The 17,061-nt window shown below is 37.2% G+C and carries 9 protein-coding genes; 4 read left to right on the forward strand and 5 right to left on the reverse strand.

Going from position 1 to position 17,061, the window contains the following annotated elements; all coding sequences use genetic code 11:
• Nucleotides 1-405 precede the first annotated feature (405 nt).
• On the forward strand, nt 406-2,958 hold the full coding sequence (gene mutS / locus J3U00_RS04400) for a DNA mismatch repair protein MutS (protein ID WP_267331693.1): 2,553 nt from the start codon (nt 406-408) through the stop codon (nt 2,956-2,958).
• Nucleotides 2,959-3,016: 58 nt separating this feature from the next.
• Here the strand turns inward: mutS and dld are convergent, their stop codons facing one another.
• Both dld and proP read right to left on the reverse strand, forming a co-directional pair.
• The gene (gene dld, locus J3U00_RS04405) at nt 3,017-4,723 is read right to left on the reverse strand and encodes a D-lactate dehydrogenase (protein WP_267331694.1); all 1,707 of its coding nucleotides are present in this window, start codon (nt 4,721-4,723) and stop codon (nt 3,017-3,019) included.
• Between the two features lie 797 nt (nt 4,724-5,520).
• Complete coding sequence (gene proP, locus J3U00_RS04410) at nt 5,521-6,999, reverse strand: glycine betaine/L-proline transporter ProP (protein ID WP_267331695.1); 1,479 nt, start codon at nt 6,997-6,999, stop codon at nt 5,521-5,523.
• Between the two features lie 272 nt (nt 7,000-7,271).
• On the opposite strand from proP, the gene J3U00_RS04415 reads away from it, so the two are divergent.
• Both J3U00_RS04415 and surE read left to right on the forward strand, forming a co-directional pair.
• Nucleotides 7,272-8,120 (forward strand): neutral zinc metallopeptidase, encoded by an 849-nt coding sequence (locus tag J3U00_RS04415; RefSeq protein ID WP_267331696.1) that lies wholly within the window; start codon nt 7,272-7,274, stop codon nt 8,118-8,120.
• 23 nt (nt 8,121-8,143) lie between these two features.
• Nucleotides 8,144-8,920, forward strand: coding sequence for a 5'/3'-nucleotidase SurE (gene surE, locus J3U00_RS04420; protein WP_220225818.1), 777 nt, complete (start codon nt 8,144-8,146; stop codon nt 8,918-8,920).
• 54 nt (nt 8,921-8,974) lie between these two features.
• Here surE and J3U00_RS04425 read toward each other — a convergent pair whose 3' ends face one another.
• From J3U00_RS04425 to J3U00_RS04435, 3 genes are all read right to left on the reverse strand, one after another.
• A complete protein-coding gene (locus J3U00_RS04425; protein ID WP_267330644.1) occupies nt 8,975-10,156 on the reverse strand; it encodes an MFS transporter in 1,182 nt (393 codons plus the stop codon).
• Between the two features lie 315 nt (nt 10,157-10,471).
• Nucleotides 10,472-11,620, reverse strand: a complete 1,149-nt coding sequence (locus J3U00_RS04430) for a hypothetical protein (protein WP_267331697.1) — start codon at nt 11,618-11,620, stop codon at nt 10,472-10,474.
• Between the two features lie 1,046 nt (nt 11,621-12,666).
• Nucleotides 12,667-14,037 (reverse strand): hypothetical protein, encoded by a 1,371-nt coding sequence (locus tag J3U00_RS04435; RefSeq protein ID WP_267331698.1) that lies wholly within the window; start codon nt 14,035-14,037, stop codon nt 12,667-12,669.
• A 630-nt stretch (nt 14,038-14,667) separates the two neighbouring features.
• Between J3U00_RS04435 and J3U00_RS04440 the strand changes: the two genes are divergently transcribed.
• The gene (locus J3U00_RS04440) at nt 14,668-16,968 is read left to right on the forward strand and encodes a zinc/cadmium/mercury/lead-transporting ATPase (protein WP_267331699.1); all 2,301 of its coding nucleotides are present in this window, start codon (nt 14,668-14,670) and stop codon (nt 16,966-16,968) included.
• Nucleotides 16,969-17,061 lie beyond the last annotated feature (93 nt).

Below are 17,061 nucleotides of genomic sequence, written 5' to 3' on the forward strand. Positions count from 1 at the left end.
TATAAATCAAAAAGCTAATTTTATTTTCAATATAAACTTATTTTAAATCAAGGATGATAATGCACTAACACTCATTTTATTGATAATGACTTAAACTCACTTCAACCTCAAAAGCGATAATATCGATTGACTTAAAAAGTTGATAGATGAAATATAATCATCGCTTTAAACTCTACATTATTCATTGTTTTTATTATTTACAAACAATCAGCTCATTTTCATTACATCATATAAAATGATACAATCACCCCAAAATATACAATATCGAATAAAATAATAAGTTGAACCAATTTTTAGCATTTTAAAAACAGGGTTACTTAAAGAGCAAAATCGAAGATTGTACAAAATACAAGCAAGGTTAGAGATAATAATCGCCAGAGTTTTAGATAAAAAAGAATTAATAATATGACCGAATACGACAACCTCACCGACCACACACCAATGATGCGACAATACCTAAAATTGAAAGCTGAAAATCCGGATATTTTACTGTTTTATCGAATGGGTGATTTTTATGAGATGTTTTATGATGATGCCAAACGTGGTTCGCAACTCTTAGATATATCGCTGACTAAACGAGGCTCATCAAATGGACAGCCAATTCCTATGGCTGGCGTGCCTTATCATGCAGTTGAAAGCTACTTAGCTAAACTTATATCGCTTGGCGAATCAGTAGCAATTTGTGAACAAATAGGTGATCCTGCAACCAGCAAAGGCCCCGTTGAACGTAAAATTGTTCGAATTGTTACACCAGGCACAGTGAGTGATGAATCACTATTAGAAGATCGCAAAGACAACTTACTCGCGTGCATATGGCAACAAAAAGAGCACTTTGGTTACGCCACTTTAGACATAAGTTCAGGCCGTTTTTTTGTATTTGAATGCGATAATCCAGAAGCTATCCAAGCAGAATTACAGCGAACTAACCCAGTTGAGTTACTCTACCCTGAAGATTTTCAATCAATGAACCTAATTGAAAATCGTCACGGATTAAGACGGCGACCAATTTGGGACTTCGATCTCGAAACCGCCAAACAACAACTCAATTTACAATTTGGAACTAATGATTTAATTGGATATGGGGTAGAAGAGTGCCATTATGCATTATGTGCAGCAGGCTGTTTATTACAATACGTAAAAGATACCCAACGCACAGCCATGCCACATATTCGCTCAATAGTTAAAGAATCGCCAGTTGATTTTGTCGTGCTCGATGCATCCACTCGCAGAAACTTAGAAATTACCGAAAACCTATCAGGTGGAACAGAACATACTGTAGCTGATATCTTAGATAAAACCCAAACTGCAATGGGTAGTCGAATGCTTAAACGCTGGCTGCATTCGCCAATCCGTAATCTAGCAATATTACAAAACCGACAGCTAGCAATTCAAGAACTGCAAAACCATATCACCGACCTACAACCGCTATTAAAACAGATTGGTGATCTTGAACGAATTTTAGCAAGATTAGCATTGAGAAGTGCTCGCCCGCGAGATTTCGCTCGCCTACGCGATGCCTATAACCTATTGCCAACGCTTCAACAACAGCTATCCGAATTCAACGCGCCATCACTAATTGCATTACGCGCCAAAATTAACCATTTTGACCAAATTGCTGATATCTTAAATCGTGCAATAGTCGAAGCCCCACCCGTTATTATTCGAGACGGAGGCGTAATTGCTGCCGGTTATCATCAAGAATTAGATGAACTACGCAATTTAGCAGATGGTGCAACTAACTACTTAGAACAACTTGAAATTCGAGAACGTGAAACCTTAGGAATTGACACCTTAAAAGTAGGTTTTAATGCGGTACATGGTTACTACATCCAAATTAGCCGAGGTCAAAGCCACCTAGCGCCAATGCACTACACACGAAGACAAACACTTAAAAATGTTGAACGCTACATCATTCCTGAGTTAAAAGAGTACGAAGACAAAGTCTTAACGTCTAAAGGTCGTGCATTAGCACTAGAGAAACAGCTTTATGAACAACTGTTCGACCTACTTATGCCAGAATTAGCTAATATGCAAACCAGCGCGGATGCGATTGCCGAGCTTGATGTACTGACGAATCTTGCTGAACGAGCCCTAACGCTCAACTACCAATGCCCAACATTAACCAACAAAACCGGGATTGAAATCAAAGATGGACGGCACGTTGTGATCGAGCAAGTATTACAAAAGCCATTTATCGCCAACTCACTCTCACTATCATCAGATAGAAGAATGCTAATTATCACTGGCCCTAATATGGGCGGAAAAAGCACCTACATGCGCCAAGCAGCGTTGATCGTCTTACTTGCTTACATTGGTAGCTTTGTCCCAGCTTCGAAAGCAATAATAGGCCCTGTTGATCGTATCTTTACCCGTATTGGCGCGTCTGACGATTTAGCATCTGGGCGTTCGACATTTATGGTTGAAATGACCGAAACCGCCAACATTATGCATAACGCTACACCAAATAGCTTAGTTTTAATGGACGAAATTGGCCGAGGAACATCAACCTATGATGGTCTCTCATTAGCTTGGGCGTGTGCTGAAAATTTGGCTAACGAAATCAAAGCAATGACACTATTTGCAACCCACTATTTTGAACTAACGCAACTACCTCAACAGATACAAGGTGTCTACAACATCCATTTTGACGCGATTGAACACGACAATACTGTCGCTTTCATTCATGAAGTATCCGAAGGTGCAGCGAGCAAAAGTTTTGGTATAGCTGTGGCAGGATTAGCCGGTGTGCCTAAAACGATATTAAAACGAGCCAAACAGAAGCTAAAAGAGCTAGAAGTTCTCTCAACAGCTGACAGCCATATTGAAAGCTCACAACTGACCTTGATCAGTGATACTGAACCATCAGAAGTCGAGCTAGCTCTACAACAGCTCGATCCAGATGCATTAACGCCAAAACAAGCGTTAGAAGCAATCTATCAACTAAAAAAATTACTCTAAATAAAAAACCGCCATTAATTCAATAATGGCGGTTTTAATGTTCAGTTTAGTTTCCAAATCATTTCCAAAATTTCTTTTTAGATGTTTTACCAATACCCGGATTAAAGCTATTAGTTGGATCTAACTCGTGATAGAAATTTTTCAAATCAGAATTAGCATGATACAAATGACCAACATTATGTTCGGCCGGATATTGTGCTCCACGCTGATCAAGTATCGCCAACATCTCCTCTTTCATCTTAGTACAGTCAGTCCCTTTTTTGGCCAAATAGTCTTGATGGAACACTGAACAGAAAAAGTGGCCATAATACAGCTTATGAATAAAATGCTGACTAATACTTTCTGGTAACGTTTCGAACCACTCCTTATCATTACGACGCAAAGCAATATCAAGAGCGACCAAATCCTCAACAGTCTTAGTATGAACATTACGATAAACCGTAGCAGCACCGGCTGTTGCAAAGCGGTGTAACATAGCGGCCTCAGCTTCCTTATCATTACAACGGAAATAACTACCACTACGTTTCTCACTATCTGCAAAATACTCCTTCAAAAATGCCTCAGCTTCGGCAATGCCGTCATCAGACATTTTCAAAATGAGATGATGCTCATAGCGATCACGATAATCACGCATCGATTTTGGCAAATGCTTAGGTAACAACTTACACACATTCACCGCAAACCAATCAGAAAAACTGTTAGGGAAGAAAGGAATTTTTCTCACAATACGATCGACAACATTCTTAAATGCATACAAACGAGGGATCGTATCGGTACCCAATTTCTGAATAGCTAAAAATAGATGTTTGCCATATACCGCTGCAATATCAAACGCATCACGATGAATATATTCACCTGAAATTGGCAGATGCTTAAAAGTTCCTAAAATATGACGACGAATATCATCCAGCTCGTTGGTATCATTAGATCCAATATAAAATACCGCGGTCTTTTCTTCTAAAGGAAAAGTATCTAACCGCACCGCAAAAACCATCAATCGACCAGCACTACCTGACGCTTCATAATGACGACTTGGATCGGCATTATATCGAGCGGGTGTATCAGCATCGATTTGTCGTACATGATCACAATAATGGTGATCATGGCCTAAACCAGCATTAGGGTTAACATCGTTATCGGTATAAGCACGTTTTTGTAAATTTTCTAAAATTGCTTCTGGTGTGTCACCCAATTCAATCCCTAAATGGTTGACTAAATGTAGCTGACCTTGCTCATCCAACTGGGCAAATACCGCCATTTGCGTATAAGCAGGACCACGTTGAATCAAAGCACCGCCAGAATTGTTGCAAACGCCACCTAAAACCGAAGCACCTATACAAGACGAGCCAATCACAGAATGAGGACCACGGTGATATTTCTTTAACTCTTTTTCTAAATGGAATAACGTACTACCCGGTAAACAGACCACCTGATCACCATTTTCAATCACTTGAATCCCATCTAATCGACGAGTACTAACAATAACAATTGGCCGGTCATAATCATTACCATCAGGAGTAGAACCACCAGTTAATCCCGTATTGGCAGACTGTGTAATGACAATCACATCCGCCTCAACACAAGCCTTTAAAACTTCCCACTGTTCTAAAAGCGTGCCTGGAATAACAACAGCTAATGCATCACCTACACCAAAACGCGCACCTTGACGATAAGGTAAAGTCCGATTTGGATCAGTTAAGGTATATTTATCACCAACAATATTTTTTAATTTTGTTATCAGATCTGATGTACTATTTGCAACCATTTTATCTTCCCTTCTTTGAATTATTATAAGTAAATTCAACCAATTTTGGGTATATTATAACCAATATAATCTATTGAAAAGAGGGGAGTAAACTTTATAGCGCTAAATATCAAAACTGACACAAAAAGCTAAAAATAATCAAAAAAAAGGAAAAAATAGTTAACCTATTTTCCAGACGAAAAAGTTAACGTTTTTAGAATAAATTCTCAATAACATGCTTATAAAAAAATGATGAACAGCCAGTTAAAAATAGACTTGCTTAGAATAAAAAAAGTTATATAAAATGACCATGGTTTGATATTAGAAAAGATATAAAAATGAGCGATTTTAATATTTCAAAAACCCCGCTCCTCAACTTTTTTTTCTAAAGAAATCCTTTATTCGATAGAAACACTTCCACAGAAAACTAAATTTGTGGCGTTGATATTTACTCTTTTTTAATTTTTTAAATTCTTGTACAGACTTAATTAATGGAACATCGGTTTTGAATATTTTTTTCGGCGTCTTTCGCTTTTGACTTTCTCTTTTTTTTAAATAGGCATCAAAAGTATTGAGTATATTAATCATTATAAAAAACAATACGAAGATTAATTCCACAATCCTTAAATAAATAAATTGCTCAAAAGTGACTTTAAACATTCCTTTGCCGTTACTAAGTAAAAAAATCGATCCAGTATAAAATATAATTTTATATTAAACAATTTTAGCCAATAGTGAGTAAAACGTTGGGCGCTTAATAGCTTTAGCACCCTTTCCTCAACTTTTATAAACTAATTTTAGGCGATGGAAAAAGTTAACTAATCCAATTTAGGATGTTGATCGACAAGTTCTTGTCGCTTATTTTGTAGCGCCTCGATCTGCTCATCGATATCTTCAACTTCCTCTTCAATGGAATTAAAATGTTCAGATAGAAGTGATTGCGCTTCGTCTCGATTGGCTGCGGTTGGATTAGTGCCGTGTAAAGGTTTATTTGCAGTTTCATGCATAGCAAGCCCAGTAATCACACCAATGAATCCTGTTAACATTAAATTGTAAGCGGGCATATATAAATTACCACTTGATTCAACAAGCCATGCCACAAATGTTGGTGTTACCCCGGCAATAATAATGGCAACATTGAAAATGCTTGCAATAGCACTATAGCGAATATTAGTTGGAAACATTGCGGGTAATATTGAGGTAATGATTCCAGTAAAGCAGTTAATAAACAGAGCCAAAATAAATACGCCTAAAAAAACCAAAGGTATTTGTTGGCTATTAATTAACATAAATGCAGGATAAGATAATAGCAATAAACCAATACTTCCAATTAAAATGAAAGGCCTACGACCCACCTTGTCACTTAATAACCCGATAATAGGTTGAATAATTAACATCCCGACCATAATCGCAATAATAATAAGCAAACCGTGTTCAGTATCATAATTCAAATTATGTGCTAAATAGCTAGGCATATACGTTAGCAACAGATAAAACGAGACATTTGTTACAATAACCAACCCCGCACAAATTAAAATATGCTGCCAATATTTACCGACAACTTTTTTTAGTGTTGATTCAGCCTTATCTTGCGACTCTCTGGCTTCAAGGTGTTGTTGGAAAGTTGGCGTCTCTTCTGAAATATGATGTAGGATAAAGCTAATGATCCCAAGCGGTAAGGCTATTAAAAACGGAATTCGCCAGCCCCAACTAAATAGCGCCGATTGACTGAGTAACATTGATAAAAACACCACTAGCCCCGCACCAATTATAAAACCCACCATTGAACCAAAATCAAGCCAACCACCAATAAAACCACGTTTACGATCGGGCGAATATTCGGCAACTACCGTTGCTGAGCCAGAGTATTCCCCACCGATTGAAAACCCTTGGGCTAATTTAACAATCAACAGCAACACAGGCGAAGTGATACCAATCGTCTCATAAGTTGGAATCAACCCAATACAAAATGTGCTTAACGACATTATCACTAAAGTGATAGATAGCACTTTTTGGCGACCAATATTGTCACCAATTAAACCAAAAATAATCCCCCCTAAAGGGCGAACAAAAAAAGGAATAGAAAAAGTCGATAACGCAGCAATAATCTGCACGCTAGGTGAAACATGAGGAAAAAACACCTGCCCAATAATATACGCCACAAAACTGTATACCCCAAAATCATACCACTCAATAGCATTACTAAACGCCGATGCCCAAGTGGCTTTTTTTAGCTGATTGTCATTAATGATAGGAATATCATCAATATCCAAAGGTTTATTATTCGATTGTGCCATGAAGTACCGCCTTTAAAATTCATTAATATAAAAATAAATAACCGGCTACCATGCCAAAGATAAACTAAATCAAATTATGCGAGTCAGATGAGGTTTTAAATTTAATCACACCAATTTTACTTATTCAATTGATGCGGTATAGGTAAGAATTATATACCTAAAAAAAGCAAAAATAACCCATTTATCACATCCTCTTTTTATGATGAGTAGTGCTAGTAACCTCATCTATTATCCTTTAGAATGATGTTACCAAAACTGATGAGGTATTCCCTATGAGATGGAGAGACCAAAGAGAGAGTGATAACATTGAAGATCGCCGCTCACAATCAGGAAGTGATATTGGGACACGCATCCCAATTGGTGGTAAAGGTAAAATTGTTTTATTTGTTGTTGTATTAGTGGCAGGCTACTATGGCGTTGATTTAACTGGTTTGCTCGACAGCAATGTGATTGATTTGGATGATTCCACATCAACAAGCCAGATTGACAACACCCAACCTAACGATGCAGATAAATTTACTTCAGTAATATTAGCAAGTACCGAAGATTTCTGGCGCGAACAATTCCAAAAATTAGGCAAAACCTATATTCCCCCTAAACTTGTACTCTATAACGGAGCAACCCAAACCATGTGTGGCACCGGGCAAGCCATGATGGGACCATTCTATTGCAATCTCGATAAAACGGTTTATCTTGACTTATCATTTTATCAAGAGATGAAAAGACGCCTAGGTGGCGGAGGTGACTTTGCACAAGGTTATGTTATTGCACACGAAGTTGGGCACCATGTACAGAATTTACTTGGCACATTTAATAAAGTTGAACAATTATCGCAAAATCAATCTACACTAATCCGTAACCAATTGTCGGTCAAACTTGAATTACAAGCTGACTGTTATGCGGGATTATGGGGCAATGGCGTGAAAAATATTTTAGACGCGGGTGATATTGAGCAAGCCCTCAATACTGTGCAAGCAATTGGCGATGATCGCCTACAACAAAATAATGGTTATATTGTTCCTGATAGCTTTACTCATGGTACATCAAAACAACGCTATACATGGTTTAAACGTGGTTATGACAGTGGGTCGATGGATCAGTGCAATACATTTATTCAATAAGGAAATATAAAAAAGGAACCAATATGTCAAAAAAATTAGTCAACCGAGTACTTTTAGTCAATGATGATGGCATTGATGCCCCTGGAATTCAGATTTTAAAAAGCGTGGCTGAAAACATAGCAAACGAAGTTTGGATTGTCGCACCTGTTGTTGATCAAAGTGGCGTTTCTTGTTCAGTTAGTTTAAAGTCGCCATTTCGCGTTCAAAAACGTAGCAATACAGAATACGCAGTCTACGGCACCCCTGCTGACTGCTCACTATTTGCCATAAAATCACTAATGGCTAATCAATTACCCGATCTCGTGCTGTCAGGAATTAATAATGGATCTAATTTGGGATTTGAAACAATATTATCGGGCACAGTGGGGGCAGCAATGATGGCAATGACGCTAGGCGTGCCAGCCATGGCGCTAAGTCAAGTCAGCAGTGAAGATAACACACCAACCAATTGGCACTGTTCAACTCATCTTGCTGAATCGATAATCAGACAACTCTATCCCCTTTCAGATAAGACTTGCTTCAATATCAACTTCCCTAATTGCCAAGCCGATCAAATAAAAGGGATAAAAATCACAAAACAGGGCGAGCCGGATGTAAGCCAATTTGTTATTGCAGAAACTCAAGATCCAGAAGGTCATGACTACTTTTGGTTTAGAGCTAAACGTAACCAAAGTGTAAAGGTTGATATCGACAAAGAGCTTGATGCAGCTAATGATGGTTATATTGCTATTACACCGTTAAATTATGAACGTACTAATTACGCGTTATATCAAAAAATAAAAGCAACGTTTAAAGTATAATACTTAGATATTGTCTATACGTCTTCCTAAATCACTCAGGAAGACGTAAATAAATTATTTCTTCACTAAAGCACAGAATAAAAACGAAATCGTCACCATCACTAAACCAATCCAATAAATCACTTCATGCCCGTAAGCTTGTGAAACAAAACCTTGAATGATACCAGCTAAAATGACACTGCAAATAATACCATTATTAAATAGCGTTGAAGCCACGCCCATACGAGTTGGTAGCAAATCTTGGAAATAGATAATACCAATGTTAGCAACAATCCCAATAAACAGCCCGTTAAAAAGTTGCAACACATATAACATGGTTGAATCTTTAAAAAGAATCATCCCAACATAAAACAAAATTCCGCAAATTATAGCGATAAAAAATAGATTTCGCTTACCTAACACGGGGACCAAATAACCCGCAATAATCATAATAGGAATTTCAATCCCTGCCGCTAACCCCATCAACCCACCAGGTAATGAATCAGATAAGTGCAGAACCGTTTCTACATAAATCGGCATATCGATGATATACATCATATTAGCGGTCCACATAAAAATGGTAGAAATTAGCAAACACATGACATTACGATTAGTAAAAATTGATTGGTTTGCCACCGCTAACTCATTAGCAGTAAACGAACTGATAACCTTTTTTTCAATGGGTGGTAAATAGATTGCTACCACAATCATCGAAATAATAAACATCGACATTGCACACAAATACATGATGGTAAAACCGTACTTGATCGCCAAAGCAAAAGATAATGGGGGGCCAATCACCCACGCTAATGACAACTGTGCACGAATCAGAGAATTAAAGGCAACCGCATTACGTCCACTCTTTTCTGCATACTCACGCGCCATAGCAAAAATCTGTGGCATCGCAGCGGACGCTAATGCAGCAAAAAATACGCCCAAAGTAATTAAGACATAATAGTTGCGTGAAAAGGCAAAAGTCAGACTATTTGCCAACCCCATCAAACAACAAAAAATAACAATCTTACGCCTATCACCCTTATTGTCTGAATACTTAGCTAACAGATAACTACCAATAATACTGGCTAACGCATTAATCGAATAAAACGCCCCCACTAAGCGAGGGTCAGCGCCAACTTCAAACGATAAAAAACGACTTAAAGTAGGTGATTGCAAAGCACCAGCCACCCCAATAATAAAGGTTGCTACTAAAAAAGCACCAAAAACAACACCCGATTTTCGAAGGAATGAAGAAGTCATAAAAGCCGATTTACCATGAAATTAAGTGCATCAATTATACCCCTAAAATTAGTGGGAATATAGGCGTATTTAAATAAAGGCTTTTTAAACAATCCATCAACATTAATACTATAAATGTAATAATAAATGGTAGATTTAAGGCTTAAAAAACCACGCTCCTCAACTTTTTTTTTAAAACGTCTAGAATTTAATCCACATATCAAGTAATTCAAGCATCTCTACAAAATCGCATTTCATCGTTGACTCTTCAAGTAAGCTATACTTTTTAACACTATAGTTCCTGGCACTTATTCCCTCGTTCAAAAAATAAAAAGGCTAAGGCCAGACACAAACCATCAGACCTGTAAAGTAATTCGATGAAAATAGAGAAGCACCTACCGAGCCATTTCTTGGATTAACAGTATATTTACGGCTTTTTCCCGGTAACATATGCCCTTTTTCCTCACTAGTCCAGTAGTCATCGAATCCAAAATTAGCTTTAGAATATAGGCCCATTGTGCCCCACTCACTAAAGAATCCTGCGCCAATTATACGCTGAAAGTAATTATTCGGTGATGAAGGTATTGCGCCGACTGCTCTTATACATTCACTATTAACATTTAACCCATTACAAGAGGCATTAGTTAAATCTTTAACCGTAGCTAAACGTAAACGTAGGTCACTACAGCCAGATAATGCTTTATCATAAGTATAACGTTTATCATAGGTATAGAACCACTGCTTTAACACAAAACCATACTTAACAACTTCATTACCACGACCGTCACGACCAACTAATTCAAAAGTCTGGGGTAAAGATGGTCTAAATAGACTATTTAAACCGTAACGTGTTAATGTAACTCGAACACCTGTTCTTGATGAATTTGTCATAGTAGCAGTGATGCCTTCATGTGAAACAGGAGCCCAAGATAAAGCCTCATTACTACCAGCAATGTCTAAGTCAAAATACAAATCGTTAGCGCCAGTAGTTGGAAAATTTAAACCATAAGATGACGGATTAGTTGATTGAGTTAAAAAGCCCTTATTTTCATTCCAAATAGAAGCAGGACCACGGACTTCATTAGAATAATCACGTTCATTAATTAAAAAATACTTTAAATTAGGTCTAGCAAAACAAACCACAGCCCTTGCTTGTGGATTGATATAATAAGTAACATTACTTGCGCTAAAACTACGACTCCTTGGAACGCCATAACGAGTACTCAATGTACCGTCAGTGCTGGTTAATTTAACCTGATAAGGCGCCTTACAAATATCTGGAACAGTATGACGTGTGACGGGTTGATTATATTTATCAACGATAGATAAACTTAAACTACCAGTAGCGGTAACGTCAGTATCTCCATCATCATCTCCCCAATAATTATAAGGCGGACCGATTAGAGAATTTAAAGCAACTGAATTAGTATAAGCTGGAACCAACATACCAATATCAGCAAAACTTTGACCTGCAACAGGCAACACGATTGGCGTTGTAAAGGAAGTATTAGTTGAAGGCGTGTATTTAACACCATTAGATAACGTAATCCCAAGCAGAACATTAGTATCAACAGCACGAGTACGACCACCATCAAAGGTTAAATAAGGCGCGCTACCTTGAATCGGATTTTTTGTAGTCTGTGAAGTTAATGCGAAGCTAGAAAAAGGATGTAAAATAACCGAACCTAAAAAAACCCACCAAGATAATTTAAAAAAATAAGAGGATCGAAAAGCGGATCGCGCGATAATTCGCAGAATTCCACATAATTGCGTGGAAAAATAAATCTCGGTGTAAAATGAACGTTGGAAGCTGAAATTAGACGAATTTAAATTAGAGGTTGGCCAAGTTGCCTGTTGCCTGTTGCCTGTTGGAAATTATAAAACATTTTCGACAATCCTGTCAAGTAATTTTCTGATTTATTTGGAATTTTATACTTAATACTCAATTTCTGGTCACTTAACTAAAACCGTGTAAAAAGTATAGTGATTGGAAAAACACGATGCAACACTTTTTTTTCACTCAATTACGTTAATTTTCGTAAAGAGGATCTGAAAAGGATCTAAAAAATAACCGGTTATATGCTATTTTAATTGAATATATCATCATTACAATTTTTTAAAATTAAGCTTATTGATCCTTGAAAATTTTATTCTAGAGCTTTGAATAAGAAATTTAGTAATTTTGATATTCTAATAATTTTTTTAATAAAATTTAGAACCTCAAAAACCCCGCTCCTCAACTTTTTTTGATGTAAAAACGGTTACTGAAAAACGCCACAGTTTAAAGCGGAATTATTTACTTGAGGCAACATTGCAAAGCAGAATTTAGAACCCCCAAAACCCCTTTTCTTAACTTTTTTTAAGATAAAATACCTAAAAAAATAAACCCGCCGAAGCGGGTAATTGAAGCGTCGCTTAGCCACAAAATCGATTTTTTATAGTTCAGCAACATTGAGAGTCAGCTTAATTTTAATAACTTAATATTATCTTTCCCCACCCTGCCCTAAGAATTAAGGTCGAAGAAATAAATACTAAGGATAGGTACAAAGACCGAGCGCTAAGAAGTAGTTATCATGCGGACGACCGTCGAATGCGTCCACGACAAACGCTATGCCATTAGTAGCGATGATGTCACTAGTCCATACCGAATCGAAGTTGAATCCAACACCAGAATAATCGTTCATAAAACCCCACTCAGTAATAAAGCCAGAACCTATATGACGCATGTAATGTGCACCTGATGAGGAAGGGGTGGCGCTGACATAATAGTTACAAAAAGGGTCGGTTTGCTTATTAGGACAAGATGAATTGGTTAAGTCCTTTACCTTAGGAAGGCGATAACCTAGACTATTACACCAAGATAAAATATTAGAATATGGTTTAAAGTGAAAATACTCAGAACCTCCTTTGACGAACCATTGCTTTAATCTAAAACCATATTTAACGGCAGGATTACCTTGACCGTCACGACCTACCAACTCGAATGTCTGAGGCAAAGAAGGTGTAGAAATACGATCAGGATTGTCTGAATTAATATGGGATGAAGTAGCGAAAGGACCAGTTAAAGTAACGCGTACGCTTGTAGCAGTAGAATTAGACATTGTAGCAGTAATACCACCATGAGATACCGGAGACCAAGACAAAGGTTGACTACTACCAGTAATGAGTAAATCAAAGTACAATCCATGAAGACCAGTAGTAGGAAAGTTTTGACCGTAAGAAGATTGGTCTGTTTTTTGAGTAAGAAAACCATTAGCAGGGTCCCACATCGAAGACGGACCAGCAAAATCAATAGATGGGTGAATCCTATCATCACCACGCTTACCATACATTAAATTAGGCCGAGCAAAACAAACCACAGGCGTAACCTTAGGAATAACGTAATAAGTCACACTACTTTCACTGAAATCCCTACGATTAGGAAACCCGTAATGAGTAGCTAATGTGCCGTTAGTACTGGATAACGTAACCTTATAAGGAGAATTACAAGTCGTTAACACGGAATTACGTGATACAGCTTGATTATTTTTATCAACAATAGATAAATTTAAACTACCTGTAGCAGTAACATCAAAATCACCATCATCATCCCCCCAATAATTATTAGGAGGACCAATAAGAGCGCTTAAAGCGACTGAATTAGTATCAGTAGGGATCAACATATCTATATCAGCAAAACTCTCACCGGCATTAGGCAACTCAATTGGTCTTGAAGAAGATGAAGTATTATTTGAAGGTGTGTATTTTGAGCCATTAGATAAAGTAATCCCAAGCAAGCCGCTTGTGGTTATTAAACGTGTGCGTCCTTCGTCTAAGGTTAAATACGGCGCACTCCCCTGAATCTGATTTTTTGTAGTCTGTGAAGTCAATGCCTGACTCGAAAAAGGAAGAAAAACCGCCACGAAAAAAACAATCTGTCGGGATAATTTCGGAAAATGGAAGGATCGAAAAAAGGATCGCGCAAAAATTCGCAGAATTTCACTCGATTGAGTGGAAAAGTAAGTTTTAGTGAAAAATTTAAACTGGGTGCTGAACTTAGACGAATTTAAAAGATAGGTCGGCCAGGTTGCCTGTTGCCTGTTGCCTGTTGAAAATTATAATGCATTTTAGACTACCCTGTCAAGTAATTTTTTGATTAATTTGCAATTTTATACTTTTTTGTCAAATTTTAGCCTATTAGCTAAAACCGTGTAAAAAGTATAGTGATTGGAAAAACACGATGCAACACTTTTTTTCACTCAATTGTGTTAACTTTCGTAAAGACGATCTAAAAAAGATCTAAATAATAATTCACTATACGCTGTTTTAATTGAATATATTAAAATTACAAATCTTTAAAAATGTAATTAATGATCCTATTAATTTATTCTAATTTTTGAAATTAGCGATTTTGATCATTTAATAATGTTTAAACGTAATTTATGACTTCAAAAACTCCACTCCTCAACTTTTTTTAGAAAAGTGGGTTAAAAATATTTCTTTTTGTTTTTTTGAGCGTACAATAAAAATCATCCACGAATAGAGGTAACGTTATGTTATATAATAACAAATCTACGCAATCCCATCACGATAATCACGACCATTGTCATGGAGATTGTCATAATATTGCACATAATCATATGCATGATTCTCATAACGAAAGTCCAACAGTATCTTGTGATGGACATAATCATGGACATGGACATGAGATTGAAGATCCTCCCGAAGAGCCTGAGCGGAGTTGCCAAGGCGTTAAATTAACTTGGAAAATTCAAGGTATGGATTGCGCACATTGCGCAAGTAAAATCGAAAACAGTGTTAAGACACTGCCCAATATTAATCAAACCAAAATTATTTTTTCAACCGAAAAGTTAATCGTTTTTGTTCCAAAGCATGATGATGCGGTAATAAAGATGATTGAAGATAAAGTCGTAGAATTAGGTTATACCCCAATTTTTGAGGCATCACCTAACCAATCCCATCACCACGAACATTCACATAATTTTGATAAAAAAGCATTTATTCCGTTAGCCGTTTTAGGTACTTTAATTGTAGTAAGTTATCTTATTTTGTTGGTGAATCATACAGCTGGCGAATATGCCTTTATTGTGACTGCTATTGTTGGAATTATCCCCATTTTGAAGGAGGCGATTGTTTTAACCCGTAGTGGCACTCCATTTGCAATTGAGTCGTTAATGAGTATATCCGCTCTTGGTGCGCTGTTTATTGGAGCAGCGGAAGAAGCTACCATGGTGATCTTTTTATTTATGATCGGTGAGATGCTCGAGGGCTTTGCAACGAGTAAGGCGAAAAAAGGAATTTCGTCACTAGTAGAATTGATGCCTGATGAAACGGTGATTATTATTGATGGTAAAAGAAAAACAGTTGCCAGCCATACGTTAAAACCTAATGATATTATTGAAATTTCATCTGGTGGACGATTACCTGCTGATGTTATTTTGGTTAGCGAACAAGCCAGCATTGATGAGAGCGCATTAACAGGTGAGTCGATTCCAGTTAATTATTTAAGTGGTGATAAAATTTTAGCAGGGTCATTAGTGGTGGATAATACTATTCAACTCAAGGTAATTTCGGAATCAGGACAAAATGCCGTTGATCGGATTTTGCAATTGATTGAGGATGCCGAAGATCGTAAAGCGCCTATTGAGCGTTTTATCGATAAGTTTAGTCGTTATTATACTCCAGCAATTACGCTATTTGCGTTTTTGGTGGTAATAATTCCACCATTGTTGACGGGTGCCGATTGGTATACTTGGATTTATCGAGGATTGACGTTGTTGTTAATTGGTTGTCCTTGTGCATTAGTGATATCTACCCCCGCTGTTATTACGTCGGCTTTGTCAACCGCAGCCAAACATGGGGTGTTGATTAAGGGCGGAGCAGCACTTGAGCATATTGGCTCAATTAAGATGGTGGCATTTGATAAGACAGGAACATTAACTGAGGGTAAGCCACAGGTAACTGATGTCATTAATCTTCATTGTTCTAGCGAGGAGTTGTTAACAATTGTTGCCTCGATTGAAAGTGGATCACACCATCCTTTAGCTAAGGCTTTAGTTGATTATGTTAAGCAAAAACAGATCCATTTTGAAGAAGCCCAAAATCGTAAGGCGATTGCTGGCGTTGGGATTCAAGGTGAATTAGATCAACAAATTTACTTTATTGTATCTCCTAATAAGATTGAAACCGTATCAACGGCTATAAGTGCTAAAGATGCTGAAACTATCACTCAACTCGAAAATGGTGGTAAGACCGTTGTGGTGGTTACAACCCATCAGCAGTTGTTGGGGATTATTGCTTTGCAAGATGTGCTACGAAGTGATGCTTTAGCTGCTATAACTGAGCTTAAGCAACTTGGTTTACAAACATTGATGTTAACCGGCGACAATCAACGTGCAGCAAAAGCAATTGCAGGACAATTGGGTATAGATTATCGTGCTGAGTTGTTGCCAGCAGATAAGCTAGCAGAAATCGAAAAAATAGGTCAACATACGTCTATTGCGATGATTGGTGATGGAATTAATGATTCTCCTGCTATGAAGGCTGCAACTGTCGGTATTGCTATGGGTAGTGGTACTGATGTTGCACTTGAAACAGCCGATGCCGCTTTAACCAAAAATAGTTTATTAAGTTTACCTAAATTAATACGTTTAACTCGCTTCGCTAATCGTAATATCAAACAAAATATTACAATTGCCTTAGGAATTAAGTTGGTATTTTTAATTACTAGTTTGTTTGGTATTACTGGGCTTTGGCTTGCAGTATTAGCCGATTCGGGTACCACAGCGATTGTTACAGCCAATGCGTTAAGATTGCTTAAGGTTAAAAAATAAGGGTGAACAGCTTATTTTAACTGTTTTTTTAAAGGATAAGTTTTCGAACTTTTTATAATGGCGTAATCTATCTTTTATTCTTAAACCTATTAA

This window comes from Gilliamella sp. B3127 (genome assembly GCF_026536935.1).
GTDB lineage: Bacteria > Pseudomonadota > Gammaproteobacteria > Enterobacterales > Orbaceae > Gilliamella > Gilliamella apicola_E.